21 protein-coding genes are annotated in these 26,979 nt (G+C 64.5%); 14 read left to right on the top strand and 7 right to left on the bottom strand.

Going from position 1 to position 26,979, the window contains the following annotated elements; translation table 11 throughout:
• Positions 1 to 4: 4 nt before the first annotated feature.
• The 3 genes from ACHL_RS00880 to ACHL_RS00870 are packed head-to-tail and all read left to right on the top strand — an operon-like array spanning position 5 to position 4,837.
• On the top strand, positions 5 to 1,354 hold the full coding sequence (locus tag ACHL_RS00880; RefSeq protein ID WP_012630914.1) for an MFS transporter: 1,350 nt from the start codon (positions 5 to 7) through the stop codon (positions 1,352 to 1,354).
• A 19-nt stretch (positions 1,355 to 1,373) separates the two neighbouring features.
• Entirely contained in the window at positions 1,374 to 3,062 is a 1,689-nt protein-coding gene (locus ACHL_RS00875; RefSeq protein WP_012630913.1) for a 5-oxoprolinase subunit B/C family protein, read from the top strand.
• Positions 3,062 to 4,837, top strand: a complete 1,776-nt coding sequence (locus ACHL_RS00870; protein ID WP_012630912.1) for an acetyl/propionyl/methylcrotonyl-CoA carboxylase subunit alpha — start codon at positions 3,062 to 3,064, stop codon at positions 4,835 to 4,837. Before ACHL_RS00875 ends, ACHL_RS00870 begins: the two co-directional genes overlap by 1 nt.
• Positions 4,838 to 4,860: 23 nt before the next feature.
• Here ACHL_RS00870 and ACHL_RS00865 read toward each other — a convergent pair whose 3' ends face one another.
• Both ACHL_RS00865 and ppk2 read right to left on the bottom strand, forming a co-directional pair.
• Positions 4,861 to 5,847: an aldo/keto reductase gene (locus tag ACHL_RS00865; protein ID WP_012630911.1), complete on the bottom strand. Its 987-nt coding sequence runs from the start codon at positions 5,845 to 5,847 to the stop codon at positions 4,861 to 4,863.
• 153 nt (positions 5,848 to 6,000) lie between these two features.
• Complete coding sequence (ppk2, locus tag ACHL_RS00860; RefSeq protein ID WP_012630910.1) at positions 6,001 to 6,933, bottom strand: polyphosphate kinase 2; 933 nt, start codon at positions 6,931 to 6,933, stop codon at positions 6,001 to 6,003.
• A 240-nt stretch (positions 6,934 to 7,173) separates the two neighbouring features.
• Between ppk2 and ACHL_RS00855 the strand changes: the two genes are divergently transcribed.
• From ACHL_RS00855 to ACHL_RS00845, 3 genes are all read left to right on the top strand, one after another.
• Positions 7,174 to 9,591: a hypothetical protein gene (locus tag ACHL_RS00855; protein ID WP_012630909.1), complete on the top strand. Its 2,418-nt coding sequence runs from the start codon at positions 7,174 to 7,176 to the stop codon at positions 9,589 to 9,591.
• A 43-nt stretch (positions 9,592 to 9,634) separates the two neighbouring features.
• On the top strand, positions 9,635 to 9,931 hold the full coding sequence (locus ACHL_RS00850; RefSeq protein WP_012630908.1) for a hypothetical protein: 297 nt from the start codon (positions 9,635 to 9,637) through the stop codon (positions 9,929 to 9,931).
• 353 nt (positions 9,932 to 10,284) lie between these two features.
• Entirely contained in the window at positions 10,285 to 10,521 is a 237-nt protein-coding gene (locus ACHL_RS00845) for a hypothetical protein (RefSeq protein WP_043793663.1), read from the top strand.
• Positions 10,522 to 10,600: 79 nt separating this feature from the next.
• Here the strand turns inward: ACHL_RS00845 and ACHL_RS00840 are convergent, their stop codons facing one another.
• Entirely contained in the window at positions 10,601 to 11,830 is a 1,230-nt protein-coding gene (locus ACHL_RS00840) for a peptidoglycan DD-metalloendopeptidase family protein (RefSeq protein WP_167534767.1), read from the bottom strand.
• Positions 11,831 to 13,094: 1,264 nt separating this feature from the next.
• A complete protein-coding gene (locus ACHL_RS00835) occupies positions 13,095 to 13,397 on the bottom strand; it encodes a DUF4193 domain-containing protein (RefSeq protein ID WP_012630906.1) in 303 nt (100 codons plus the stop codon).
• A 195-nt stretch (positions 13,398 to 13,592) separates the two neighbouring features.
• Here ACHL_RS00835 and ACHL_RS00830 point away from each other — a divergent pair, with 195 nt between their 5' ends.
• The 4 genes from ACHL_RS00830 to ACHL_RS00820 all read left to right on the top strand — a co-directional run bounded on the left by ACHL_RS00830 (position 13,593) and on the right by ACHL_RS00820 (position 19,454).
• Entirely contained in the window at positions 13,593 to 14,159 is a 567-nt protein-coding gene (locus ACHL_RS00830) for a recombinase family protein (RefSeq protein WP_012630905.1), read from the top strand.
• A 529-nt stretch (positions 14,160 to 14,688) separates the two neighbouring features.
• Positions 14,689 to 15,867: a hypothetical protein gene (locus tag ACHL_RS23675; protein WP_012630904.1), complete on the top strand. Its 1,179-nt coding sequence runs from the start codon at positions 14,689 to 14,691 to the stop codon at positions 15,865 to 15,867.
• On the top strand, positions 15,854 to 18,664 hold the full coding sequence (locus ACHL_RS00825) for a DUF4365 domain-containing protein (RefSeq protein WP_012630903.1): 2,811 nt from the start codon (positions 15,854 to 15,856) through the stop codon (positions 18,662 to 18,664). The genes ACHL_RS23675 and ACHL_RS00825 overlap by 14 nt, the downstream gene beginning before the upstream one ends.
• A 157-nt stretch (positions 18,665 to 18,821) precedes the next feature.
• A complete protein-coding gene (locus ACHL_RS00820) occupies positions 18,822 to 19,454 on the top strand; it encodes a hypothetical protein (protein WP_012630902.1) in 633 nt (210 codons plus the stop codon).
• Between the two features lie 324 nt (positions 19,455 to 19,778).
• Here the strand turns inward: ACHL_RS00820 and ACHL_RS00815 are convergent, their stop codons facing one another.
• The gene (locus ACHL_RS00815; protein ID WP_244266498.1) at positions 19,779 to 20,348 is read right to left on the bottom strand and encodes a hypothetical protein; all 570 of its coding nucleotides are present in this window, start codon (positions 20,346 to 20,348) and stop codon (positions 19,779 to 19,781) included.
• 818 nt (positions 20,349 to 21,166) lie between these two features.
• On the opposite strand from ACHL_RS00815, the gene ACHL_RS00810 reads away from it, so the two are divergent.
• On the top strand, positions 21,167 to 21,577 hold the full coding sequence (locus ACHL_RS00810; RefSeq protein ID WP_012630900.1) for a DUF6855 family protein: 411 nt from the start codon (positions 21,167 to 21,169) through the stop codon (positions 21,575 to 21,577).
• 182 nt (positions 21,578 to 21,759) lie between these two features.
• On the opposite strand, the gene ACHL_RS00805 is transcribed toward ACHL_RS00810, so the two are convergent.
• Both ACHL_RS00805 and ACHL_RS00800 read right to left on the bottom strand, forming a co-directional pair.
• Positions 21,760 to 23,346: a molybdopterin-dependent oxidoreductase gene (locus tag ACHL_RS00805; protein ID WP_043793661.1), complete on the bottom strand. Its 1,587-nt coding sequence runs from the start codon at positions 23,344 to 23,346 to the stop codon at positions 21,760 to 21,762.
• A gap of 199 nt (positions 23,347 to 23,545) precedes the next feature.
• Positions 23,546 to 24,226: a fasciclin domain-containing protein gene (locus tag ACHL_RS00800; protein ID WP_012630898.1), complete on the bottom strand. Its 681-nt coding sequence runs from the start codon at positions 24,224 to 24,226 to the stop codon at positions 23,546 to 23,548.
• Positions 24,227 to 24,766: 540 nt separating this feature from the next.
• Here ACHL_RS00800 and ACHL_RS00795 point away from each other — a divergent pair.
• The 3 genes from ACHL_RS00795 (at position 24,767) to ACHL_RS00785 (ending at position 26,976) form a co-directional block, all read left to right on the top strand.
• Positions 24,767 to 25,540 carry an LPXTG cell wall anchor domain-containing protein gene (locus tag ACHL_RS00795; RefSeq protein ID WP_012630897.1) on the top strand — a complete coding sequence of 258 codons (774 nt, stop codon included), beginning with the start codon at positions 24,767 to 24,769 and terminating at the stop codon, positions 25,538 to 25,540.
• 23 nt (positions 25,541 to 25,563) lie between these two features.
• A complete protein-coding gene (locus ACHL_RS00790) occupies positions 25,564 to 26,271 on the top strand; it encodes a sortase domain-containing protein (protein ID WP_012630896.1) in 708 nt (235 codons plus the stop codon).
• Between the two features lie 69 nt (positions 26,272 to 26,340).
• A complete protein-coding gene (locus ACHL_RS00785) occupies positions 26,341 to 26,976 on the top strand; it encodes a hypothetical protein (protein WP_012630895.1) in 636 nt (211 codons plus the stop codon).
• The last annotated feature ends 3 nt before the right edge of the window (positions 26,977 to 26,979 follow it).

Here is a 26,979-nt window from a genome sequence, read left to right as displayed (position 1 = left end):
CACCATGACCAGCACCAACAAGGCAGCAAAGACGGCGGCAAGGAAGCCGCCGGCCGGCGCACTGAAGGCCTATGTCGCCAGCCTCACCGGCACCTCGCTCGAGTACTACGATTTCGCCATCTACTCGGTGGCCTCGGCCCTCGTCTTTCCGAAGATCTTCTTCCCCTCGGATGACGAGTTCGTGGGGCTGCTCCTGTCCTTCTCGGCCTTCGCAGTGGGCTACCTGGCCCGCCCCATCGGCGGCGTGGTGTTCGGCCGGCTCGGCGACAAAGTGGGCCGCAAGTACGTCCTCGTCTTCACCCTGGTGCTGATCGGCGCCGCCACCGTCCTCATCGGCGCCCTGCCCGACTACTCAGCCATCGGCGTGGCCGCCCCCATCATCCTGGTGCTGCTGCGCCTGGCCCAGGGCATCGGCGTCGGCGGCGAATGGGGCGGCGCGGTGCTCCTCTCCAGCGAATTCGGCGATCCCAACAAGCGCGGATTCTGGTCCTCCGCCGCACAGATCGGCCCGCCCGCCGGCAACCTCATGGCCAACGGCGTCCTGGCCGTCCTGGCCGCCTCGCTCAGCAACGAAGCGTTCCTGTCCTGGGGCTGGCGCGTCGCGTTCCTGGCGTCCGCGCTCCTGGTGGCGTTCGGCCTGCTGATCCGCCTCAAGCTTGAGGAGACCCCTGTCTTCAAGGCCATCCAGGCCCACGGCGACCGCCCCAAGGCCCCCATCAAGGAGGTCTTCACCAAGGAACCCAAGGCCCTGGTTTCGGCAGCCCTGTCCCGCCTGTGCCCGGACGTCCTGTACGCCCTCTTCACCGTGTTCGTGGCCGTCTACGCCACCAAGGAACTCGGCATGACCACCGGCAACGTGCTGGCGGCCATCCTCATCGGTTCCGCTTTCCAGCTCTTCCTCATCCCGGCCGCCGGCGCCCTCACGGACCGCTTCAACCGCCGCTGGGTCTATGGGATCGCCGCCGCCGCAACCGCCGTCTATATTCCGCTGTTCTTCCTGATGATCCAGGGCAAGTCCGTGCTGATGCTCACCATCGGCGTGGTGATCGGCCTGGCCCTGCACGCCTTCATGTACGGCCCGCAGGCCGCGTTCATCACCGAGCAGTTCCCGGCCCGCCTCCGCTACGCCGGCAGCTCGCTCGCCTACACCCTGGCCGGCGTGATCGGCGGCGCCGTGGCCCCGCTGATCTTCACCGCCCTCTACGGCGCGGCCTCCGGCGGCTGGCACCTGATTGCCGGGTACCTGGCGCTGACCGCGGTCATCACCATCGTGGGCATGCGCCTGGGCCGCGATCCGCAGCCTGAGGAAGATGTCCGCCTCCTCAACAACAGCGCAAAGGAGAGCCACGCCTGAGCGGCGCGGCCGGGTCCCCATGGAAACAGTCAGCAGCCCCGCCACGGCAGCCCGCGCTTTGTCCGCCCGGGTCCTGGCCGTACGGCCGGTAGGCACCACGGCGGTGCTCGCCGAGCTCTCCGGCCTCCACGACGTCCTGGCCCTGCAGGCCCTCCTGCTTGAGTCGCCGCTTCCCGGCCAGGTGGACGTCCTGGCCGCCGCCGAAACCGTGATGGTGAAGGCGGACTCACCCGCGGCGGCGCGAAGGATGGCTGACCGTCTGCTGGCGATGGACCTGACGGTCCAGTCCCACACCGAGGGCGCGCTAATCACCATCGACACCGTGTACGACGGCGAAGACCTCGCCGAAGTGGGCCGGCTCACCGGCCTGGGGGCTGACGGAGTGGTGGCCGCCCATACAGGGCAGGTCTGGACGGTGGCCTTCGGTGGCTTCGCCCCCGGCTTCGGCTACATGGTGGGAGAAAACCAGGCCCTGGAGGTCCCGCGCCGGAGTTCGCCCCGCACCGCTGTCCCTGCCGGCTCCGTGGCGCTGGCCGGCAACTATTCTGCCGTCTACCCCCGGCAGTCGCCGGGCGGCTGGCAACTGATCGGCCGCACCGCAGCACCCATGTGGGACCTCAGCCGGGAACAGCCGGCACTGGCCGCTCCCGGAGACCGGGTCCAGTTCCGCGCAGTACGGGAACTCGTGGAAATCCCGGCCGCACCGGCCGAAACCTCCGGGCATTCCGCCGTGAAGTCAGGCCTCCGCATCCTCTCCCCCGGGCTCCAGAGCCTGGTCCAGGACCTGGGCCGGCCAGGGCATGCGGGTCTCGGGGTATCCTCAGCCGGCGCGCTGGACCGCGCCTCGGTGCGGCGCGCCAACCGGGTGCTGGGCAACGGCCCCTCCGCCGCCGTGATCGAAAGCGTGGCCGGCGGCCTGCGCGTCCAGGCCGTGGGCGACCAGGTACTGGCCGTCACCGGGGCGCCGTCGGCACTGACTGTAGTGACGCCGTCGTCCGCTGCCGGAACCGATAACAACGAAGACGGTGCCCAATACGAAGAGGTGCGCACCGTTCCCATGGCCACCGCCTTCGCCCTGCTGGACGGCGAAACCCTGACCGTGGGCGCCCCGGAAAAGGGCTTCCGCACCTACCTGGCCATCCGCGGCGGCGTGGAAGCGGAAGCCGTGCTGGGCAGCCGGTCCACGGACACCATGTCCGGAATCGGGCCGGCACCGCTGGCCGCCGGACAACTGCTCGGCGCCGGGGTTGCCACAAACTCCAACGTGGTGGGCAACCCCGAGCTGCAGCCCGACTACCCGGACGCCGGTGTCACGGTGCTGGACATCGTGCCCGGTCCCCGCGACGACTGGTTCGATGCGGCGGCGCTGGAATTGTTGTGCAGCCAGGATTGGGCCGTGACTCCGCGGTCCAACCGGGTGGGCATGCGCTTGGCCGGTGAACCGCTCCGCCGCAGCCGGGACGGGGAGCTGCCCAGTGAGGGAACCATGGCCGGCGCCCTGCAGATCCCGCCGGAAGGCCAGCCCGTACTGTTCCTGGCTGACCATCCCATCACGGGCGGCTACCCGGTGATCGGCGTGGTGGCGGACTACCACCTGGACCTCGCCGCGCAGGTTCCGGTGGGCGGCTCAATCCGGTTCCGCTGGGCGCCCGGGCTGCCTGCCCCCGCTAATTCTTCCCACGATTCCCTAAACGAAGTGAGCAACTGATGCGCAAGGTCCTCATCGCCAACCGAGGAGAAATCGCTGTCCGCGTCGCCCGGGCCTGCGAGGACGCCGGGCTCGAATCCGTGGCGGTCTACGCGGACGTGGACGCCGATGCCATGCACGTGAGCGCCGCCACCGAGGCCTACAGCCTGGGCGGCAACGCGCCGTCGGAAACCTACCTGGACGTCGCCAAGCTGCTGGGCGTCGCCGCGGAGTCCGGAGCGGACGCCGTGCACCCCGGCTACGGCTTCCTGTCCGAGAACGCCGGTTTCGCGGAAGCGGTCATCGGCGCCGGGCTGACGTGGATCGGGCCCAGCCCGGAGGCCATCCGGCAGCTGGGCAACAAGATCACGGCACGGGAGATCGCCGTCCGCGCCGGGGCGCCTTTGGTGGCCGGAAGCGACGGTCCGGTGGACTCCGCCGCTGAGGCGCGCGCCTTCGTCGAGGAACACGGCCTCCCCATCGCCATCAAGGCTGCCTTCGGTGGCGGCGGGCGCGGGCTGAAAGTGGTCCGGGACATGGGCCAGGTGGAGGAGGCGTTCGACTCCGCAGTCCGCGAGGCCGTGGTGGCTTTCGGCCGTGGCGAATGCTTCGTGGAACGCTACCTGGACCGGCCCCGGCACGTTGAGGCCCAGGTCCTGGCGGACCAGCACGGCAACGTGGTGGTCGTCGGAACCCGGGACTGCTCGCTGCAGCGCCGGCACCAGAAACTCGTGGAAGAAGCCCCCGCCCCGTTCCTCACCGACGGCCAGACCCGCCAGATTTACGACGCCGCCAAGGCAGTCTGCCGCGAAGCCTCCTATGCGGGGGCCGGGACCGTCGAATTCCTGGTGGCCGCCGACGGCACCGTCGCCTTCCTCGAGGTGAACACCCGCCTGCAGGTGGAACACCCCATCACCGAGGAAACCACCGGCATCGACCTGGTCCAGGAGCAGTTCCGGATTGCTGCGGGCGAACGGCTCCGGTTTGCCTCCGATCCCTCTCCGCGGGGGCATGCTTTCGAGTTCAGGCTGAACGCCGAGGACGTGGGCCGCGGCTTCCTGCCCTCACCCGGGACCGTCACCGCGTTCAGCGGCCCCACCGGCCCGGGAATCCGCCTCGATTCCGGCGTCCGGGCAGGGTCGGTTGTGGCGCCGCAGTTCGATTCGCTGCTGGCCAAGCTGATCGTCACCGGCGCGGACCGGCAGCAGGCGCTGCGCCGGGCACGCCGGGCCCTGGCGGAGATGCAGATCGGCGGCGTGGCTACCGTGCTGCCGTTCCACCGGGCCGTGGTGGAGGCGCCCGATTTCACCTCCGAAACCGGGCTCGGCATCCACACGCGCTGGATCGAAACGGACTTCGCGGAGACCATCGGCGCGGACCCGGAGTTCGGCACGTCCGTCCCGGACGGTGCGCGGCGCACCATCACCGTTGACGTGGACGGCCGGCGCCTCGCCGTCGGGCTGCCCGCAGCACTGCTGGACGGCTGGGCGCGCTCCGGCGGCCCGGTTCCCGCGGGCGTCACGCTGGCGGGCGGCCCCATCAGCGGAGAGCACGACGGCGGCACTGCCGCAGGTGCCGCGGCCCCCGGTGAGTTGCGGGCGGACATGGCAGGGACCGTGGTGAAGTGGCTGGTCGAGCCGGGCGCCGAGGTGGCGGCCGGGGATCCCGTCGTCGTCCTTGAAGCGATGAAGATGGAAACCCAGGTGACAGCCCACCGCGCCGGCACCCTTGGCGACGTGCGGGTGGATGCCGGCGGCGTGGTCACCGCGGGCGGCGTGCTGGCGCTGATTGCCTGATTTCGTGCGGGCGGCCGGCCGGGTCAGAGGTTGACCATCTTCATGCCGTTCTCGTCGTAGCGGTCCCCCGCGACGCCGAGCCTGCTGGCCAGGCCGTTGAGGTCCGCGACGTCGTCGGCGGAGAGTGCCACGGTGGTGGCGGCCGCGTTTTCGTCGATCCGTTCGCGGCGGCGGGTGCCCGGGATGGGGGCGATGAAGGGGTGCTGCGCCAGCAGCCACGCCAGGGCCACCTGGCCGGCGGTGGCGCCGCGCGCACCGGCGAGCGCGCGGACGTGGTCCACGAGTGCCTGGTTCGCGGCGAGGTTTTCGCCCTGGAACCGCGGGATGCGGGAGCGGATTTCGTCCGGGGCGAAGGTGCTGCTGGCGGGAACGGTTCCGGTGAGGAAGCCCTTGCCCAGCGGGCTGAATGGCACGAATCCGATGCCCAGCTCGGCCAGCATGGGGAGGACCTCGGCCTCGGGGTCGCGGGTCCACAGCGAGTACTCGGACTGGACCGCTGTCACCGGGAACTCGGCGTGCGCGCGGCGGATGGTTCCGGCTCCTGCTTCGGAGAGCCCGAAGTGCTTGACCTTGCCCTCGGCCACCAGTTCACCCACGGTGCCGGCAACCTCCTCGATGGGTACCGCCGGGTCCACCCGGTGCTGGTAGAACAGGTCGATGGAGTCGACGCCCAGGCGGCGCAGCGATCCTTCTGCGACGCGCCGGATCTGCTCGGGCCGGGAGTCCGTGCCCTGCATCCGGCCGTCCACGATGTTCCAGCCGAACTTGGTGGCCACCTGCACCTGGTGGCGGATTGGTGCGATCGCCTCGCCCACGAGTTCCTCGTTGACGTAGGGACCGTAGACCTCGGCGGTGTCGATGAACGTGACACCCTGGTCCACGGCGTACCGGATCACGTCCACCATGTCGGCGCGGTCCCCCGGATTGGGGCCGTAGCTCATGGACATCCCCATCGCGCCGAAGCCGATGGCGGAGACCTCGAAGCCCTGCCCAAGTGTCCTGGTGTGCATGGTGGTTCCTTTCGATGCCGGCCGCGGGGCCTTAACGGGAATCTGGCTGTTGCAGGCTGTGGTGCGCCAGGTACCAGTCTTCCCGCTCCGGGTAATCTCCGGGAGTGACTGCCGTTCAGGGTAACGCCAGTGCCTCCCTGGGGCTCGCCGCGGTCAGTCGCCCACAGCGTCCCGGCCCCGCCGGACGATCAGGGGATCGGGTCCGAAGACGATGGAGGGGTCTTTGCCGTCGTACTCAAACTGGTTGAGGAAATAGCGCATGGCGTTGAGCCTTGCGCGCTTCTTGTCGTTGGACTTGATGGTGATCCAGGGCGCATGGTCTGTATCCGTCCGCAGGAAAGTCTGTTCCTTCGACTCCGTATAGTCCTGCCAGCGGTCCAGGGATGCCAGGTCCATCGGAGAGAGCTTCCAGCGCCGGACGGGGTCGATCTGCCGGATCGCGAACCGGGTGCGCTGCTCGAGGCGGGTGACGGAGAACCAGAACTTGGTCAGGTGGATCCCGGAGTCCACCAGCATCTGTTCGAACAGGGGCGCCTGTGCCATAAAGGTCTCGTACTCGGCGTCGCTGCAGAATCCCATGACCCGCTCCACGTTTGCGCGGTTGTACCAGGAGCGGTCGAACATGACGATCTCCCCGGCGGTGGGCAGGTGCTGGATGTAGCGCTGGAAATACCACTGCCCCTGTTCCCGGTCCGAGGGTTTGGCCAAGGCAACCGTCCTGGCGGAGCGCGGGTCCAGGTGTTCGGTGAAACGCTTGATGGACCCGCCCTTACCGGCGGCGTCCCTGCCCTCGAAGACGATGACCGTTTTCAGGCCCTGGTCCTGGCCCCAGTACTGGAACTTGAGCAGCTCGATCTGCAGCCGGTACTTCTCCAGGTCATACTCTTCCCGGGTCAGCCGCTCCCCATAGGGATAGTCCTCGCGCCAGGTCTCCACTGCCGATCCGCCGGGATCAATCAGCTCCGGGTCATCGCCCTGGCCGCCCGTCACCGTGTAACCCAGATCCACCAGGCGGTCGATGGCCTCACGCAGGTTCTCCCTGACCCACCCCTGGCCCCAGGGCGTCAACTTCCCGCCAACATCCACCACAGTCTCCTCTCGCCCCTTCGGCACCGCCGGAATCTAACAGCCCCACATGAACGGAACGTGACCCGGCTGCTCGAATAGGCCAGTGAGTGCATTTCCGCGGCATGTCGCGGATCGTGCAGTTACACCGTGAGTCTCAACGCCGATAATTGACCTTATGTCGTGTTGTCAGGTTGACAGGACAAATGAGTCCCGGGTAATCACATCAAGTTTGTCGGAGGCGACTGCGATACTTGCGCCATGAGCTCCGCACCCGGACAGCTGAACTTTGTGGGCAGCAACGTCACCCAAAACCTCAACAAAGCGTTTGCCTATTACCAGCAGATGGTAGAGAACATCGGCAGCGATGAGGACCCTCAGTCAAATCTGCGAGACGTGATAGGGGCTGCCCGCACCTCTCTAGAAAGATGTTTGCGGGGCTTTGACTCATTCGACGCGCTTGCATTCATCCGCCTCGCCGCCGGGCCGTGGGATTTCACGGACCTCCGTGAGAGCGATAGTCAGGTAGAGAGCTCCCAAGCCGCCCAGGATGTGGTGGCACTGACGCTGATGGGCATGGGGCTGCCGCGGCAGCCATTAACGGGGGCAAACTCCGGCCAACCCAACCCTGCAGAAGCCCTTGGCCTGGCAGCTCAGATCGTAACCGCTGCGCGTACACTCGCCCTCTTTCAGGGCCGGCAGGCCAACCAGCCCCTCGGCGCTCTCGCTGGTGAGTTCGTGGGGTACGAACTGTCTGTCCGCGGACGTCAGTATGAATCAATCGCCAGGGAAGTAAATAGCGAGCTGCTGGGCCACCCGTCCGTTGAGTCTGTCATCAAGCATGTACTCGGATTCACCCTCGACGACATCCGTGCCGTCCGCGAGGCATCAACAGCGCTGATGAATGAGCGGCTATTTGGTGCTCGGGACCGGATTGGGGAAGCCACCAAAGCCGGCGCGCCAGCCGACTCCGAGGCCTTCCTACGCGACATCAACATCATGATGAATGAGTGTAGGTTGTTCGGCGCCGTTGCACCGGCTGATGTCGCCACCCGTTCCGGAGTCGCAGAAACGACTGCGCGGGCGGTCTTAGACTTCTTCAGCACCTCCCGGCCGGCGGAAAACGACGTCAACCCGGTCCTCCGGTTCGTTGATGGTGAACTTCCCGCCCCATGGGGGTGCATCGCGGATGAGGACGAATACCTCCTTCTCAACGGCTTCTTGAGCGAAGACGAGTTACGCCGCAACCTTGAACGCGGGCTGATTGCAGCCGCTGCCGAGAAAAAGAACAGTGCTGCCAAGATGTGGCCAAAGTATGACAAGCGCCGTGCAGTTTACTCCGAGTCCAAAGCCGCTGACCTGCTTGGCAAGATGCTCCATGGAGCTAAACCGCGTTGGGAGGGACAGAAGTACATTGGCCCGATTGATGCCGCGGATACCCCCAGCCTGGGGAAGACAGCCGACCGTACTGCTGTAGATACCGACAAGTTCGAGTCCGACATACTGTTCCTGGTCGACGGGGTTGCCATCTGCGTTGAGGTGAAAGCCGCCTCTATCACGGAAAAATCCCGAAGCGGCAACGCGCAGCGGCTAGCTAAGGACCTGGAAAAAACTCTAAAAGAGGGCAGCGCTCAGGCCGACCGGCTGACCCGTCTCATAACGACCAACGGAGGTGCCTGGAGCGTCGAAGGCAAATGGATTGACTTGTCTTCAGCTTCAGAGGTCCATTCAATCGTCGTAATGCTCGATGACATGGGGCCGCTGTCATTGTCGATGAATGTGCTGGCGGACAAAGGCATCATCGAGTCCGCCGAAGTCCCATGGATCGTCAGCATGCATGACCTGATGGTGCTAAGCCGAACCCTCGATCACCCTGCCCAGTTCCTCGAGTACCTGCGCCGTCGCCGAGGCCGCAGACTCGCAACAATGGTCAATGGCGTCGACGAGCTGGACATGTTCATGTGGTTCCTTGACGGCGGCATGTACTTCAACCCAGACCCACAGGAGATCGCAAAACAACTCCCACTGGAACGGCCCATCAAAGCTTCTGACGCGCGCCGCTATGAAGAGCAGTCCCGTGTTCGGCTAGGGACGCTCACTGATCCACTAGATGCATGGTTCTATTGGCAAGAAGGCCTTTCACGGACTCAGGCGGCGAAGCCTGTAAGGCAGGAGCAGCCGTGGGTTGAGCAGTACCTATCCTCTAGTGAAGCGGCCCAGACTCCTGGATGGCTAAGGTTTGGCGCCGATCTGGTAGGACTGAGCGAAAGCGCTCAACGAAATATCGGGAAAAACTTAAGGGAGCTGAGGCGCGCAGCCCAGGGTGGCGGCATTGAGCGTAGCCTGACAACGCACAGTGCAGGTTCCTACGGCTCCTGGTTACTCACAATATCGGTCGCGCCGAAAGATGCGAGCACAGAGCACCTTGCCGAATACATGGATGCCAAGCAGTACCAGACGCATTCGGACAGATCGATGTTGCTTCTATATCAGCCTGATTCGTCACTACTCGGAACACGGTACCGGGGCCGGCCTCAGGAACGAACCATCGACCGAGACTACGCAGTAGACATCGCCCCGCTGCGAAGTCTCAAAATGACGTTCTCTAACCTACCTCCCAGTGCTCGCCGCAGCACAGTCAGGTTGCGGGGCAGTCGAGGGAAGAAGAAGCGCGAGTAGCAGGCGTAACTGGTATTCAGAAAACGGGAAGGGGAGATCGCCATTGGCGGTCCACCTCTACACGGGGCGAGCGGGGGATGCGCTCACCGAGAGTCGCAACGGCCACGTGCGCGAGCCGGAGAACCTGATGCATTTGGTGAACTATGCGCACGCCCTGCTCTTCCTTGGTCGCGAGGAGGAAGCGCTGGGGCTCTACGCAGAGCTGGTGCCGCGCTGGCATCCCGGCAAAGCGAAGACGCTGGGCTCGATCATCGCGAACGACCTGCGGCTGATGCGCCTGTCCGGCGTCATCTGCGCAGGGATGCCGGCCGTAGATGCGCTGCTGACCGCGGCCACATGACCGCGCCCTCTGCATCCGGGTACGGAACGCATTCGGCGTCATGCCTTGAAAAACAACTAGTTGATGTGGGCTTTTGGTCCTCCGAGCGGGCCACTACGAGGGCGGAGACGTCCGGTGCCGCCGCCGAGATCGGTGACGAACTCAACGTTCCCGCGCCTCAGGCCATCGGATCGAGAAAATCCCTTTCGCGGGGCGCCTCCCCTGCTCATTTTGATACGCCGATAATGGATATTCCGTAAGGCTGGTGGAGTGCACCTCACGTGTTGGTGAGAAGGGCGGGTATCAACTTGTTGCGGGACCGTGCGTGCGCAAATACAGGCTAACTCCTCCGGGGACAGCACTTCCTCGGGAAGTTGGGCGGTAGCCGTCCAAGGAGACCCGCCTCAGAAGTACGGCTGCTGGGCCCGTTCCACACCTTCCAGTCTCCGGCCAGGGACATCGTCGCATTCGCCGGCCTGGGCCGGGAGCAGTTCACGTCCGCGGACAGGATATCGATCCCCGCGACGCTGGGCACCACCATGGTGGGAGCCATATGGAAGGCACTGGGCGCTTTCGAAGGCCTCGATCTGGACTTCGACCTCAGTACTTGAGGCGGACGTTCCGATACCGAAGGATCCTCCTTCCTGCGCGCATGTCGTGTCGCGGGAAGGAGGATCCTTTAGGTGGTCGCTACATGATGTGTCGGAACGTTGCCCAGCCGCTGCCGATTTTGACGCCGGCGCTGAGTCCATTGCCGTTGTGCGCGTAGTACCAGAGGTCGCCGTTGGCATCGACGCCGAGGATGTCGGCCTGGTCGTCCCCGCTCCAGTCCGAAGCGATCATTTGCTTGTGGTTGGCCCAGCCGCTGCCGATTTTGACGCCGGCGCTGAGTCCATTGCCGTTGTGCGCGTAGTACCAGAGGTCGCCGTTGGCATCGACGCCGATGACATCGGCTTGCCCATCACCGCTCCAGTCCGCCGCCGCCATTTGTTTGAAGTTGGCCCAGCCGCTGCCGATTTTGACACCGGCGCTGAGTCCATTGCCGTTGTGCGCGTAGTACCAGAGGTCGCCGTTGGCATCGACGCCGATGACATCGGCTTGGCCATCACCGCTCCAGTCCGCCGCCGCGACGTGAAGGAAGTTGCCCCAGCCGGATCCGATTTTCATGGGGCTGGAGAGTTGGTAGTTGTTGTTGGGGTAGTACCAGAGATCTCCGGCAGGGTCGACGCCCAGGACGTCTGCGGCACCGTCACCGCTCCAGTCTGCAGACATCACGTGTTTGTGGTTGGCCCAGCCGCTACCGATTTTAGATCGCGCGCTGAGTCCGTTGCCGTTGTGGGGGTAGAACCAGAAGTCGCCGTTGCCGTCCACACCCAGAACGTCGGACTGCCCATCTCCGCTGAAGTCGGACACACGCTCACCGTCCGCGCCAGGCGACTTTGGGGCGTTCTGGCTGCGCAGGACTTCCCCGACCCAATATGAGGCGGTCGGGTTTTCGACCGTTGCGACCGGGCCAAATACGGCCTTGCGGTCAGAGCACCGTACGAGGTTCCAGTGAAGGTGATAGCCGGTCGCGGCTCCGGTTCTACCGGCGCCCCCGAGATATTGGCCCTGGGGAACGTTCTGGCCCACGGTGACGGCGACGCTACTGAGGTGCCCGTATTGGGTGCACTGGTCTCCGCCGTGGTCGATTAAGACCTGCAGTCCGTTAGTCTCCGGGGCAGGGTTGTTGTCATACCCTGCCGCGTACACCCTGCCGGCACCAGACGCCAAGATGGCTTCCCCAAAGGCCAGATCGAAGTCGACCGCGTTATTCTGATAGCCGTCGGCCGGATGCGGGTAATTCGTCACGGTGTGAGACACGCCAGCCGGGTACGGCAGGTACAGCACGGGAGCGGCCTGGGCGGCGGTAATGCCCACCAAGCTCGTTGCCGCTATTACGACCGCCCCAATGGTCGCCCCCAATATTTTTCTGAACAAGTGCTCTCCTAGAGTCATTTTTACTGCCGCCTGAGCGCGGCCAAAGTGATCCTAGATGCTGATTATCAAATTGAGTTAGTAATGTCCGAGCATTCGTTAATTGTGTCGAGGGAGGACCCTTTGACTTGACGGACGCGTGCAGAAAGGCTGGCTGGGTTCATCGAGCTTCTACCGCCAGCCCGGAGGGCAAAGGCGTGCGTGGGACCTTCGATAGCATCGACGATGTCCCCTTTCGGGACGCTCTCCCTCGGGTGCCAAAACGCCGATAAGTTAGAAAACCCTCAGGACATCGGTAGTAAAGGGAAGCCCGCCGGTGGGGGACCGGCGGGATTCCGCGGCTGAGTACCCGTCATTGCCCTCAACATCGAGTGGATAATCCCACGACTTTCCCGGCACTCCTTACCGGAGGGTAAGGTCCGTAGCAGCTCAGGACTCCGCGACGTGGTGTGACGCCGCCCGGTGCGGCATCGTCTGACCCGTTGCTCAATCGCGTGTTGTCGCTGATGATGGGCAGTGGGCTCCTCTTTGTCCTTGTTGGGAAGGGCGTTACGGCCTTCCCAAGAGGAGTTGCTGGGGGTGGGGCTGGCTTTGGTCTCAGCACTCCGGAAGCCAGCACCCACTGCAGCCCTTGCCGCCTTCTCGATATGTTCACTCTGGCGACGTTGGAGCCCATTTAGAACCCGCCGCTGGCGTTCCTGTGGTTACGCGACGGTTCGGACATCAGGCTGTGTAGCCAAGCGACCGGCACCATCAGGGTATGGATAGTCGGCACCGAGACCACCAATTCGTCGTCAACCGGCTTCACCTGCCCACCGATTTCGTAGGACCCTGCCGGCAAACCCAGGTCAGTTGCCTGCCGGTACTGAGCAAAAGGACCACATTTCTGCGGGTCACCACTCGATACCATAGACAGTCGCCGGCGACCGCGTCCGGTGCGGTCCCACCAACCTGAATGGCCCTGCAGCGCAAAATGCCAGATTGCGCGCCTGACAACGTCCTGACTCGGCCGGCAACTGCGCAAACGGGACGAACTGGACACGTTTTCAACAGGCCACTCCGGGCCCGTTCCGGGGTGTCTCCCCCACCCATTCTTAAACGCCGATAACGTTATGTAAAGCTGACCCCTGCCTATTGCGTCAGATGCATCATGTGCGGCCTTCCCACAGGCCCGCCGGCGGGCACGTCGTAGCCGGCGCCCGGGCCGTCAGCCCTCGCACTCGATGCAGTAGAACTGGCCGTTGCGTTCGCGTACGAGCTGGGACCGGTGCCGGACCAGGAAACAGGATGAGCATGTGAACTCGTCCGCGGCCTGCGGGACGACTTGGACGATGAGTTCTTCGGAGACGATTTCCCCGCCCGGGGTCAGCCCTTCGTCGAGGGCGTCCGCTTCGTCGAGTTCGGTGACGACGCTGCGGGCATCCGGGGCGCTGGCGGACTTCAGGGCTTCCAGGGAGCGTTCCTGGGATTCCTTGACGTCGGAACGGACTTCGTCGTAATCGGCAGCCACTGGTGGTGGTCCTCATTTCTTTCGTCTCGCTTGTTTTCTGACCAGTGAGCAACCTACACCACCGTGAGGCTCCTCCCAGCGCGGGGACATGGCCGCCGTCCTTTAGGTTAGGGCCAGCTCCCGCGTGCCCGGTCTTGACGTGCCCTCGGCGCGGGCCGACACTCGTTCTCACATACCGAGGAACGGGAGGCCTCCGTGAATGGTCAGCGCATCGGGTACGTACGGGTCAGCACCCTTGACCAGAATGAGCAGCGCCAGCTCGACGGCCAGGTCCTGGACCGGGTGTTCACGGACAAGGCCTCCGGCCGGGACACCGCCCGGCCGCAGTTGACCGAGCTGCTCCGGTTCGTCCGGGACGGGGATGCCGTCGTCGTGCACAGCATGGACCGGCTCGCCCGAAACCTCGATGACCTGCGCGCGCTGGTCCAGGGTCTCACTCGGCGCGGAGTGCGGGTTGAGTTCCTCAAAGAACAGCTTGTCTTCACCGGTGAGGACTCCCCCATGGCCAACCTCATGCTCTCGGTCATGGGCGCCTTCGCCGAATTCGAACGCTCCCTCATTCGAGAGCGTCAGCGTGAAGGCATCGCCCTGGCCCAGCAACGCGGCGCCTACAAGGGAAGGAAGAAGACCCTGACACCGGAACGCGCGGCCGAACTAGTCCAACGCGCCGGCACTGGCATCCCGAAAGTCGTCCTCGCCCGTGACTACGGCATCAGCAGGGAGACGGTCTACCAGTACCTCCGCCACGCCCAGCTGGAATGAACCCAACCACTCCCCCGGCCTACGACCCTCTTCCGTCGTCTGTTTCGACAAGTCATTGCCGGATGCCGACGTCGTTCCCAGCCAATTTCAAGGTTCACCCTGCAGAGTTGGTCGCGGAACTTCGGCCAACCGCTATTTGACCGGAGTTTCGCCACTTCCGACCCCTTCCGGCTATCGGACAAATCCCCTGTCTGTGCCGGTATCACACGGCACCTGGTCGCCCCTTCGGAAGGGGTATTCGCTGGCGCCATGGGATGGCGTTCTCTCCCCTACTTTCCGCCGTCAGATCTGTTCAGCCGCTACGTCGGCGTCGGCCTAAGTCGAACAAAATATTCAGGATTTGCCCACGCTGCAGCCCTTTAACATGAGTCTTTCACCGTCGGGTTCAAGCTTGTGATGGGGGTAACTTCAGTCTGCCAAGAACTTGGCGGACCTTTCTTGCAACACCAGTCGATTAGATGAGGCTTCCTTTCCTAATGGCTCGGCGGGGCGGCAAAGTCAGTGGGTTGCGTGGACCTACGCTTATTAGATGTATCTTCCACCTGCCGGGCCGAACCTCACGACTGAGCAGCGCCAGGAGCTTGACGACACTTTCCTGTCGTCTGATCCCTACGGGTACTTCAGCCTGCGAATTGGAATGGTGCTGCGGTGGGCGGACTGTGGCGGTGACAGCAAGACACATCCCGTAATGGCAAATGAAGATGTGCCAGACCAAGATAAAAAAGCTAAGAAATTTGCTCAGTTTCTCGGCCAATCTGACAGCTTTTTTCCCGATATCTCTCCAAAGTCCATAACAACACAAGTTGCCACCGATGCCTATGCCCTGCGGCACCACGCGGCCGAGTCCCTTGTGCGGTTGACGGCGGCGCTCTCCTCAGGAATGAAAGTTGCGGAACCATGCGTCTGGGAGGCGCTGTCCACGGGGCCAAACCAACTCGATCAGGTCGTCGAACAACTCCAGGAGTTCTTTTCGTCTCCAGAGGCTCCGATGAAATTTGCCCGCTTGGTTCTCCGCCAACATGACCTTCAGGGCGGGATGACCGAGCAACTTGCATCAGCCTCCAATGTGTTCGCCGACTGGCTCCAGTTTGCGATTGACCTCCTCGCGGGACACGAACTTCAACTCAACGCCGCTCACAATAAGGTCAAGCACGGCCTATCGGTCCGGGCTCGCGATGACCTCAAAGTATCGTTCGCTTCCACTCCTCCCAGCGCAGACGGGACCATTCCACTTAGTGCACTGACAGGACCGGATGCCCTTGATATTTTTGATCGCCCAGTTATCGAGGTACTCGCACAGGCACCCAGGGTGGCCGGGCATCGTCAGGGGCTGGAACTGACCCAGTTGAGGGTGGATGTCCCTGCTATTCTCGCCGAGGCGTACATGATCGTTTGGACGCATGGCGCGATGTTCCATGTGGCAGCTGCAAGACATTTTGGGGGGAGGCCGAACCTCCCCCCCCAATCGCCAGGGGCCCTCGCACCCTGGCTATCCGGTGGGCGGACCACACCCTCGCCATATTTCTGCCAAGGCGCCGGTCGGGATGAGGTTCCCACTTACCAATCCTCCCGGTGGCGGGCCTGTCCAGCGTCCCGCAGGAATCGGGTTTCGAGACTCATTTGTTCCGCTCGTATTCACTGGTTCTGCAATGCGCAACGTCCGCGTTGTAGCCGACGATATGAGGGAGGCGTAAGTGCGGGCGCCTAAAAATGAAGCTATTGGAACATCGGGTGAGTCTGAGGTCTTGGCGCAATTCGAGCGTTTGGGCTGGGGCGGCGTGATCGACAGCCGGCACGACACAGGCACAGATTTGTATCTGCGTCCCCGGGACACCCGCAGGTTCGAACTCGGCGCCGTTATGGGAGCCCAAGTCAAGACCGGACCGTCATACTTCACCTCCCCACAGAGGGACACCGACGGCACGATCACCGGTTGGTGGTTCACTGAAGGCGACCGTGAACACTTCGACTACTGGCTCAGGCACGCCCTGCCACACGTGGTCATCCTGCGCGACCAAGAGAAGAATCTTTCATACTGGGTTCACGTAACACCTGAGCGGGTCGTCTCGACCGGCAAGGGCGCGAAAATACTCCTGTCGGCCTCACAGACCGTCGACTCCGATCACAATGAAGCATTGTCCGATGTCGCCCTCACACAACTCGCGGCCCCCAATTGGGACGGAACGGCGTGGACGGGTGCGGTGCATCTTCCCCCGGCAGATGAAATCCGGCATGCCCTCATCACTCCCCGGCTCATAGCACCTCACCCCAATCTGGCGCCGGATTCGATAACCGGGCAGGAAGCACTCGCTTTGCAGGCACTGCTGCGCATGGATATCGAGAGGATTCTGGACCCGTTCGATTTTTCGGGTAGTGCGCAAGAACCCGACGCAACCCGGAAGGGTCTATCGCTCGAGGAAGCCCGAAAATCCGATGACTGGTCTTGGCGCGCTACTGCCGCCCTTCATCGCTGGCAGTATGAAGGAAATTCCGACGATCTAATTGGACTTGTCGGAGCGGCATCGACTCCCCCAGAAAGGGCTGCCGCCGTTGTGTTGTGCTGTATCCATCACCTATGGGAGAACGACGCTGACACCGCCCTTCGGGTTGTCCAGGATGCCCTGGAGCACGACGACTACACCTCCGTTGATCACGCGTGGCTGGAAGCTCAACGAGCCCGATTGCTCCTTGAAACGGGGCGACACGAAGATGCGTTCGACCTCGCGATGGCGACCCAGCGAATTCACCGCGAGGCACCGCACGACGTGACAGCGGCCGCAATTGCGGGTGCGTGTGCCGGGACGTCATTCAAGGCCGCGGGCTGGATGAAGGGAGACCTTGCCAACATCGTTCAACGCAACGACAACCCTGCATCATGGTGGAGAAGCCAGATCACGTCTTACGGGCTGTCGGCTCACCTCTCTGAAGGATTCCGCGCTTGGAGCGAGGATCCGTCGATTCGCATCGGCAACTCAGACGAGACACACAGGCGTCTGCTGTCCGCGGCGCTTCTCGCATCGTGCGCAGGCGACCACGACGGCTGGCGCCATGCAACTGGCGCGCTGGGGAAACACTTCCTTATGACTTCCGACCCTACAGACAGCGCTGAGGCGGTCGCCGCCCGGTTAACCCGCTTACGGGTCTCCGGCGATAGTGAGAGCGCCCGCCTCGCCACCCGGCACATAATAAGGAGGGGACCTGCAAAGGCCGCCCGAATCGCGGCTTCCATTGTGGATTTATCCCGTTCAACCCGAACAAGCGCACTAGCAGATATCGAGATGCTGACTGCCGCCGGCGACGTGATCGAACCCGCGCAAGCCGACCAGATCTGTGCATGGGCGCTTGCAACCCTCCGAGACCCACAGCCCTACTCCGAACGCGTTCGGCCTACCTTCAGCCTGCTCTACAAGATCATCGACCTACTCAAATCCATGGTCTGGACGATGAGCGAAACTGCCCAACACACCGTGATTGACTACTTCCTCAATGAAGCAGCTATCACCGATGACGGCGCCGCACAGACACTTGCCCGACTAATTCACGTGATACCGGAGTCCGCATGGACTGAGAGTCATCGTCAGCGCGCTGCAGAACGCAGCAAGACAGACGCCGCATACCTACGTGAAGCATATTTGGCGGTCGCGGCTAAGGCGGTACCCGAAAGCCGTTCCGAGATACATCAACGCGCCCGCGCCGGTGAACTCCTCGCTTTTGAGGCCATCGAGGATGTCAGAGATCTTCCAAGCGACGCAGTTGCGGCCCTAGTCGACCGCCTATGCGGCGTCATTGATTCCCTCATCGACAATGCAGCCAACGGCATGCACTCGGTTGGTGGACTTGACCCCGGCGAAGCCCTGGCACTCCTGAGTGTCTGGCACCATCAGTACGCGCGTTGGGATCGCATTCAGTTGTTGCTGACCGCTCCTCATGTCTTGGGCAGAGAACGCTCCGGGGCACTGACCGTCCTCGCAATGCACGGGGCAGGGCTTTCAGAGGAGACCAAGAAGCAGCTTGCCGAGCACGTCTTCCCCCTGCGGGACAGCGCGCCCGGCCGACAGTTCCTTGACGACGACAAGGATGTTCGCGGGTTGGCAGCAGAAGCGTTTTCCGCGCTTACAGATGAACTATCGCGCAACCACGTGGTGCGGGAGCTTCTTGGCGGGAACGCAGCCCATCGTGCGTCTAGCGCCCGCATCATCGAGAAACACGGTGACGCTGCGGAAAGTGAAGTGCTAATGGCACTGGCAGGAGACAACAACCAAACGGTCCGTGATGCAGCGCTATCTGGCCTGAGCAAACTGGTCGCTTCAGGACGAGCCTCAGGCGTCGTGGTCACGGCCCTTTCTAAAACACTCGTCTTGGGCGGAACGCAAAGCGCTTCCTCGGTGGTCTCGCGACTGACAGTGTCTGCAGAAGAGACCGTAGTTCACGAACTGCTTGCCGTCGCTGCAGAACATCCTTCAGCTCGAATCCGACAGGCCGTGAGAAGCACGTACAAGGACTGAAAGTTCTAAGTTGTCACGCTTCGCCAAGCGAAGGAGACGGCGATCATCATCGGCGCCCTGCTCAAACCTCTGAGTGTTCCCACCCGTGCGTGCCGATGTTAATGGATTAGAGGGAACCAGGCGATTCTTGGGCGATTACTCCACCTAGCATGGGGGCATGGATCCAAATGCATCTGCGGCGCTTTCGGCCTATGGGAGTCTCATCGCGGCCGCTGCCGCCGTGGTCGCCCTGATCTTCACAGGTATCGCCGCCGTCGCCGCGTACAAGCAAACACGTCTTCAGAAGCAAATAGCAGAGGACGCGGCGCAACCCTATGTATGGGTGGACATGAGACCCGATACCAAGCAGGGCGGGCTTCTAAACCTCATCGTCGGTAACTCTGGCCCGACGGTTGCAACCGACGTTACGGTTGGCTTCGAGCCACCTCTTCAAATGCCCTTCGAGGACGAGGCCGGACACGCTCTAGAAGTACTTAGGCGTGGCATTCCATCGTTGCCCCCAGGTCGAACTCTGGTGTGGAATCTGGGCGTCGCATGGCAGATAGTGGGTGCCGACAGCCCTAAGCGGTACAAGCTCACAATAAGTGCGGCTGGTCCATTTGGTGGCCTCAAACCTCTGACGTACATCGTCGACGTCGACGACATTAGAGCGACGGCTGCCGTGCCCGATGGCAGCCTCCATCTAGTGGCCGAGGCCGTATCGAAGACAAACAGAACGCTTGAGCGCTTGACTGATTTCTTCGCTGCTGTTGAGCGCACGCGCCGCAGGTCAACGGAGGGTCCTAAGTGATGAATTCGTCGGCTTCCTCCTCAGCCTGCACCGCCCTGACACTATGCCTGCCCGAAGCCCAGCTATACAGCGGGCCTTATGGAGTCGGGTTTTCGGCGTTCCGCGAGATTCGAGGAGCCAGCTATTCCACGATCCGAAGGGCTCATCAGATTCCATGAGGCCACAGCTGAACCTGTCGTCTGGACGACAGCAGGCGCAGCTACTGCCCTTCTCAATGGCCCAAAATGACGCGTCGGCCAAAATGCAGGTCAGACCCCAGCTTTACAGAAGATCAATTATCGGCGTTTCAGAATGGCCGGGGGAGACGCCCGAAAAGGCCCGGTTTCAGCGGCCGGTGAGGGTCCTGTCGGCCGGAGGCGGCACGGCCTGCGGATCGTCGTCGACGCGGTAGATGGCCTCGGACCGGTCGGTGAGCCGGGTGATGTCTTCGGTCGTGATGTTGATGAACGCCGACCGGTTCTTCAGATGCTGGACCAGTTCGGTGTGAGGCCAGAGCAGCCGGTCCACGTAGGTGGTGAAGGACCGGCCGCTGGCCCTGGCGTAGTCAGCAACGAGCTTGGGATCGGTGATCCTGCGGCCGTAAGTGAGCTCGAGGTCGACATCGCCGAACGGGTCAGTCTGGGGGTCGAGGTAGCTGCCGAACACCCGAAGCGTGTTGATGAACAGCGGCCTGGCCGGGTCAGCGTTGTAGGCCCCTGCCCGGTCCAGCAGGTCGGCGATGAGCCGGTCGGCGGTTTTTCGGCTGATGGGTTTTCCGAAGCCGGCCATGGCCAGGGCGTTGCCCTGGACGGTGGTGTCCCACCAGGTGTCCCCGCCGTGGTCGGTCTCGACCTTCTCCATGTATCCGGCGGACGATCGCGCGGGCCAGCGGTGCCGGCAGTTCGGCGATGACATCCGTTTTCGCTACCCTCATGCCCAGCATCCTATGGTGAACCCCGCGGTTGCCGCGCCGGGCACTGACGCGCCGGGGTGAGCGGTAGCGGGCGACGGGCAGTGGCTCGTTCCCCGCCGCCAGTGTCCGGTTCCTGGCGAGGCGGTGGCACGCGCCGCCCCGGCTGCTACTTCATGTGCGCGTGACAGGAACACGTACCGATCACTCGCGCGGCGTGTGCAGCCGGCCTTCTACCGTTGGGGCAGGCCGGCGACGGGGGCGCCGTTGAGACCCGGGGCCTCCCCCAGCCGTCGCCGGCCGCCCCTGCCCCGGCGTCGTGGTTGGCCTTGCCAGGCATCCAGCGCGAACAAGGGCGGGCCGGTTGGCTCGCTACGGGAACCCACCACCCCGGCCGGGACGACACGGCACTCGACACACGCTCAGGGGACGTTGCCGCTCCCCCTGCTCCGGAATCATGCCCCTCCCGGCCCGGGAGCGCCGCGTCCTGGACGGGTCTGCACTCCCGTCCGCCCCGGCCACCGGAGCGGATAGACCCTCAGGCACTCACAAGACTCACAAGGACTCACAGGATGCGTCCGATGATCAATCCGTTCCGCCCGACCGCGGGGGCCAGTCCCGCTGGGCGCCGCCCCCACGAAATCGGCTCAGGCTCGTGCAGCAACTTCACCATGGCCGGCCACTAACCCGCCCGCTGTGCACCTGACGTGCTCATCGGGGGCCTTGGGCGGATGCAGCAGCCAATCCACCAGCTGTTTACCTGGGGTGATGGAAGACCATACGCTGAAGGCCGAGGCATGGAGTCGACAGGTGGGTGGTTTGTGTGGGTGAGGGAACGAAGGCGGATCCGTGGAAGCTGGTGACGGCGCCCGGGTCATCGGAGTACCAGATGTACCGTGATGCCGAGGCCGAACCGCCGGCGCTTGTCTGCCAGGTCGGCTCAACAACTCTCAAATACCACCTTCGGGCGGTCGAGGACCTGCACGCCTGGCTGGTCCAGCAAGGAGATTGGGTTCCTTTGGGTGCTGCCGATGAATCCAAACCCGCCCCCGAGGGCAGCGTCGAAGCCTGGGGCCGGGACCCCGGCAACCCCGTTGGCGGCTGGTACGGGCTGCGGAAAGGCTACCGCGGACGGTTCGGAATGTATCTCCCGCCGCTGCTCGAAGCACTCGGCCTGGCCGAACTCACCCACGAAAAACGCAACAACACCATCCGCGCCCTGCCCACACCCTGACAGAATCCAACAGCACCGGTTGCAGTATTTGCCGACCAGGACTGCCGGGGTGAAGTGGACCGAGGAGCCCTTGATGCCGCAGCCGCGCGCTGCCGACCGGGGTGCAGCAGCCAGGAGCAGTACGCGCTGAGCGCTGGACCGGGCCTGGGCCTGTGGAGGTTCCGGCGGGTGTGCCTGTACAGCTATTGTACGGTGACCATCACGGACTGCCAGCCCGAGGCGCCGTCCGGGACGGGGTCCGCGCGCTGCTCCGTCTGCACTTCGCCCGTGCCGTCCGTGGCGCGGACCTTGATGTAGTGCGGACCCGGCGTGGCATCCCATTCATAGGACCACTGCCGCCAGGTCACCAGGGAGGCCTCGGTGGACAGCGTGGCCTCCACCCAGTCCGCGTTGTCGATCTGGATTTCCACTTTGGTGATGCCCCGGGTCTGGGCCCAGGCGGTGCCGCCCACGGCAACCTTCCCGGCCGGGACCTTGGCGAAGGACTTGGGCACGTCAACCCGCGCCATGGTCTTGATGGGCCCACGTTCGGCCCAGCCGCGCTCGGTCCAGTACGCCTTGCTGTCGGCGAACCGGGTGACCTCCAGGTCCACCACCCACTTGGTGGCTGAGACGAACCCGTACAGGCCCGGCACCACCATCCGCACCGGGTAGCCATGCTCCAGGGGCAGCGGCTCGCCGTTCATGCCGATGGCCAGCATGGCGTCCCTGCCGTCCTGCAGCACTTCCAGGGGTGTGGACGCACTGAAGCCGTCGATGGAGGTGGAGAGGACCATGTCGGCGCCGTCCTTCGGCTTGGCCCGCTTCAGCACCTCCCGGAGCGGCAGCCCCAGCCACTTCGCGTTGCCGGCCAGGTTCCCGCCCACCGGGTTCGAGACGCAGGTGAGCGTCACATGCGATTCGATGAGGTCGGCGTCGAGCAGGTCCTGGAACGTCAGGCGCACCTCTTGTTCCACCAGGCCGTGGACCCTCAGTTCCCAGTCGTCAGCGTTGATTTCGGGAACGCTCAAGGCGGTGTCGATGCGGTAGAAGTCGTTGTTGGGGGTCACCCAGGGCGGAGCCCCGTCCACGGACGACTGGACGCCGGCCGGAATGGGCGGGGCGGCCGTTGCCGGTGTGGGGAGCTGGAGCGCTTCGCGTGCCTTGGCGATGTTGCTGCGCGCGGCACCGAGCAACCGGCCTCCCGTGGCTGCGACGCCGGCCGCAACAGCGGTGATCCCGGCCGCGGCAAAGAACCGCCGGCGGCTGCTGCCTTCGTTCCCAACCCGTGCGTCGGCGTCGTACGCCAGGTCTGCCGGCGCCTCGGGCCAGGCCTTCAGGGCCTGTACCCGGTTCACCAGGAAACGGAGCACCGCAACACCCGCGAGGGTTCCCAGGACGGCGGGGATGGCATCAACGGCCGAAACACCCGCGCGGGTCACCACGCACGCCACGATCACCGCGCCCATGAACAGGACGCCCAGGACGCCCAAGGCCCAATTGCGGAACGCCACAATACCCAAAACGCAGGCCAGGACGGTGATCGTCAGGCCCATGCCCACGAACAGGGCCGCCTTGTCATTGGTGCCGAACGTGGCGATGGCAAAATCCTTCAGCCACCCCGGAGTGAAATCAATGAACGTGGAGCCAAGGGCAAAGAGCGGTGTGGCGCGGGCGGTGAAGAAGGCGCCGAGCAGCTCCGCCACGGCCAGTACGACGGCGGCAGCCACCACACCTGCCAGCGCAGCCAGGGGAGCGGGTCCAGTGAGGCGGTTCCGTAGCATTGTCATGGCAGGCATTCGGAGCGGCCGGGAGTAAAGATTGTGCCGGCAGGGCTGCTGCGGGCGGCAGTGTCCTTAAACGCCTCAGGGGACCGGGCGCGGTGGTGTACCGTGCTCGGGCCCCTGGGGCGCGGCGGATTCGGATGCGCCGACCTATCGGGGCCAGGTAGTGTCCGTCAGACCAGCGCCGTATCCAGCTGTTCGGTCTCTACTTGGGCATCAGGACGGAGTCGACCAGGTAGACGGTGGCGTTCTTGGTCTTGACGCCGCCGCAAATGACGTTGGCGTCGTTGACCTTGAGGTTGTCGCCGCTGCCGGTGACGGTGACGGAGTCTCCCTGGACCGTCGCGTGGGTGCCGGCGATCTTGTCCGGGGTGATCTGGCCGGGTACCACGTGGTAGGTCAGGATTTTGCTCAGGAGCGCGTCGTCGGTCTTCAGGGTTTCGATGGTGGCGGGATCGATCTTCTTGAAGGCGTCATCGACCGGTGCGAAGACCGTGAATTCGCCGCCGTTGAGGGTGTCCACCAGGTCGACCTTGGGGTTGAGCTTGCCGGACACGGCTGCGGTGAGCGTGGTCAGCAGCGGGTTGTTGGAGGCTGCGACGGCAACCGGGTCCAGGGCCATGCCTGAGACCGAACCGGCACCGGTGGGGACCTGCTCGGCGTACGCGGCGCAGCCCGGGCCAACCAGGTTGGCAGCCGGATCCATGCCGTCTGCTGATGCGCTGGCGGACGGCGAGGCCATGCTGGAGCTGGGCGCGGACGACATGGGTGCCGACGACGCGGACGATCCTGACGTGGTGCCGGAGCCGCCGCAGGCTGTCAGGCTGAGCAGCGCTGCCGCGGCAACACCTGCGACCGTGAAGGTTGTGCGCTTGATTGTCTGCATGGTGAATTCTCCTTGTGCTGGTCGCCCCTTGTCCCAAGCCAGGATCATTGGCTTGCGTTAGAGGGCTTTCTGAACTGGCCGGAGCCGGTGTCTCATTGGCCATTCGGGTAAGACCGCGCACTGGATGGGTCTACGTGAAGAGATTTTCAACGGGTGGCATCGGCCACCCGCCAAATCCGGGTGCCGCGCACACCCCGCCCGCAGCGAGCAGGGGCACCGCATCACCGGCAGAAGCCGGCCACTGCCGCGCGGGATTTCCCGGCCGGTCCGACGCCGGCGCACTGGGCGCACGCGGCAAGGCCGCTAGAGGTTCTGGTCCAGTGGGCACCGCGAGTTTCCGCGGCCAGGGCACACCCCGATGAGGCCCACAGGCGAAGAGGCGCCGGGCATAGACGGCACTATGCGCTCATCTCCGGCCGAAGGCTGTGTGGCGCGGATCACCCGCGTGACCCATCCGGGCCAGGTGTTGGTGTCGAACCGCTGTTTGTCCCTGTTCTTTCGGGACATCACCCGCCCCTTGATGAGGAGATTGATTTTCCGATGAACAAGACACTGCGCTTCCTTGCTGTCCCCACCCTGGCGTTGGGCGCCCTGGCCCTCTCCAGTGCCCCTGCCTCGGCAGCCGATCACTCGTACCAGTCCACGCTGTCCCAGATCAATGGCAGCTCCGCCTCCGGCACTGTCACCGTGGACGTCACGGGTAACCAGGCCCACGCCGTCCTGAAAGTCTCCGGGCTGGCACCGACGTTCATGGATGCCCCGTACCCGCACGTGCAGCACATTCACGGTGGCGCGCAGGGCGTCTGCCCGGCCCCGTCCGCTGACACGGACGGCGACGGTGTTGTTTCCACCACCGAGGGCGCTCCCTCGTACGGCGGGATCGTGACGACGTTGTCCACCAGCGGCGACACCAGCCCCGCGGCGGGCCTGGACCTGAAGGTCGCCGGCCAAGGCGCCAGCTACACCGTCGACCGGACCTTCGAGCTGAACGCCGAGACGAAGGCCGCACTGGAAGCCGGCACCGCCGTCGTCGTCGTCCACGGCCTGGACCCGGCAACCCTGACCGAAAAGGGACAGGCCGCCAAGTCCGACCTCGTACCCAGCCTGCCGCTGGCCGCGACGTCGCCCGCGCTCTGCGGAACCCTGGCCGCAGGCCAGATGAAAATGCCGGCAGGCGGCGCCGACACCGGCGTCGCACAGCAGACCGGGAACACCGACACCGGCGTGCTCGCCCTGGGCGGCGGTCTGGTCCTCGCCGCAGCCGCCGGCGGAACCTACCTGATCCGCCGCCGCAACGCCGGATCCGCGGCGTAAGCACCGCGGCCAGGTCTGCTGCGTTGACACGCACCACATCCGGCCACCGTGGGGGTCTTGGGGCCTCCACGGCGGCCGGGCTCCTGCTCCTGTTCCTGCTCACCCTGACCGGGTGCGGCGGAACCACACCACCCTCCAACACTGCCGCCCCGCAGGCCACAGCCTCCGCGGCGGCCCCGGCAACATCCGGCACCAGCACCACTCCGGCCACCGTTTCGCCGTCAGCCCCAGCCTCGGCTCCCGCCCCGGCATCGGCTGAAAAGCTCCCGGTCCTGTCCCGGTCCGAACCGGTCACGCTGGAAATACCCTCAATCGGTGTCGTGACGAACCTGCTGCACCTGGGCCTGCGGGAGAACGGATCACTCGAGGTCCCCCAGGACACAGGGAACGGTGCGCCGGCCAGCTGGTACGACGGATCCCCCACCCCGGGCGAACGCGGCCCCGCAGTTCTGCTCGGCCATGTCAACGCCCTCGGCGGCCACCAAGGTGTCTTCGCCGGTCTTCGCAAACTCGCACCAGGCGACCAGCTCAAGGTGTCGCGGGCGGACGGCAGCACCGCGATGTTCACCGTTGACCGCGGCGCAGTGTACGGGAAGGACAGCTTCCCCACCTTGGAGGTCTACGGCAACACCCCCGGCGCCGAACTGCGGCTGGTCACCTGCGACGGCTACGACCCCGCCACCGGACTGTTCGACGACAACTACGTCATCTACGCCAAACTCACCACCTGACCACACCCCCGGCCCGCGGGCCGGGCTTATCGAAGCCGCACCGGAAACCAGCGGCAGGACGGAAACACCATGACACCCCGAACTGCCCCGCTGGTCTCGTTGCTGCTCTCGTCCCTGCTTCTGGCCGGCTGCGCCGGACCGGCCGGATCACCAACCGCCGCACCCGGACCCGGCAAGGGATCGCCCACGGCATCGGCAGCCGCCACCCCACAGGCCACCGCCGGCGGTCATCACCACGCTGCCGCGTCAGCCCCGCGGAAGACCCCCGACGGGCCCAGCGAGGCAGCGAAAATGGTGTGCGGTGACCAGCCTATGGACCGGCTCACCGCCATCCTCCACCTCCAACAGGACCCCCACACCGTCAACAGCTGGGCCGACAGCACCTTCACCTGCACCTACCACCTCACCGACGGGGCATTGAACATCGCCGTGCAGGAAGCCCCCGACCAGGCCCAGGCCCTGACCTACTTCAACGCCGGGCAGGCACTCGCCAAAAACGCCACACCCATCCAGGGGCTGGCCAACCTCGGGTTCCCCGCCTACGAAACCGCCGACGGGACTGCCGTGTTCCAAAAAGACAGCTTCATCCTCACCGTCGACGCCTCAGACCTGCCCGCCACCATCGGACCCGACGCGGTCACCCGCAACGCCTTGGCCTACCAGCTCTCCACCACCATCCTGGCCTGCTGGGTCGAACACCACTAACCA

This window comes from Pseudarthrobacter chlorophenolicus A6 (assembly GCF_000022025.1).
Taxonomy (GTDB): domain Bacteria; phylum Actinomycetota; class Actinomycetes; order Actinomycetales; family Micrococcaceae; genus Arthrobacter; species Arthrobacter chlorophenolicus.
Note: the sequence above shows the minus strand (reverse complement) of the source record. Positions and strands in the feature narration are given on the sequence as shown.

Bases quoted from the DNA above. Each gene is read 5' to 3' on its own strand.
- ACHL_RS00880 (WP_012630914.1), top strand. From the start codon at position 5: ATGACCAGCACCAACAAGGCAGCAAAGACGGCGGCAAGGAAGCCGCCG.
- ACHL_RS00875 (WP_012630913.1), top strand. From the start codon at position 1,374: ATGGAAACAGTCAGCAGCCCCGCCACGGCAGCCCGCGCTTTGTCCGCC.
- ACHL_RS00870 (WP_012630912.1), top strand. From the start codon at position 3,062: ATGCGCAAGGTCCTCATCGCCAACCGAGGAGAAATCGCTGTCCGCGTC.
- ACHL_RS00865 (WP_012630911.1), bottom strand. From the start codon at position 5,847: ATGCACACCAGGACACTTGGGCAGGGCTTCGAGGTCTCCGCCATCGGC.
- ACHL_RS00855 (WP_012630909.1), top strand. From the start codon at position 7,174: ATGAGCTCCGCACCCGGACAGCTGAACTTTGTGGGCAGCAACGTCACC.
- ACHL_RS23675 (WP_012630904.1), top strand. From the start codon at position 14,689: ATGTATCTTCCACCTGCCGGGCCGAACCTCACGACTGAGCAGCGCCAG.
- ACHL_RS00820 (WP_012630902.1), top strand. From the start codon at position 18,822: ATGGATCCAAATGCATCTGCGGCGCTTTCGGCCTATGGGAGTCTCATC.
- ACHL_RS00815 (WP_244266498.1), bottom strand. From the start codon at position 20,348: ATGTCATCGCCGAACTGCCGGCACCGCTGGCCCGCGCGATCGTCCGCC.
- ACHL_RS00805 (WP_043793661.1), bottom strand. From the start codon at position 23,346: ATGACAATGCTACGGAACCGCCTCACTGGACCCGCTCCCCTGGCTGCG.
- ACHL_RS00800 (WP_012630898.1), bottom strand. From the start codon at position 24,226: ATGCAGACAATCAAGCGCACAACCTTCACGGTCGCAGGTGTTGCCGCG.
- ACHL_RS00795 (WP_012630897.1), top strand. From the start codon at position 24,767: ATGAACAAGACACTGCGCTTCCTTGCTGTCCCCACCCTGGCGTTGGGC.
- ACHL_RS00785 (WP_012630895.1), top strand. From the start codon at position 26,341: ATGACACCCCGAACTGCCCCGCTGGTCTCGTTGCTGCTCTCGTCCCTG.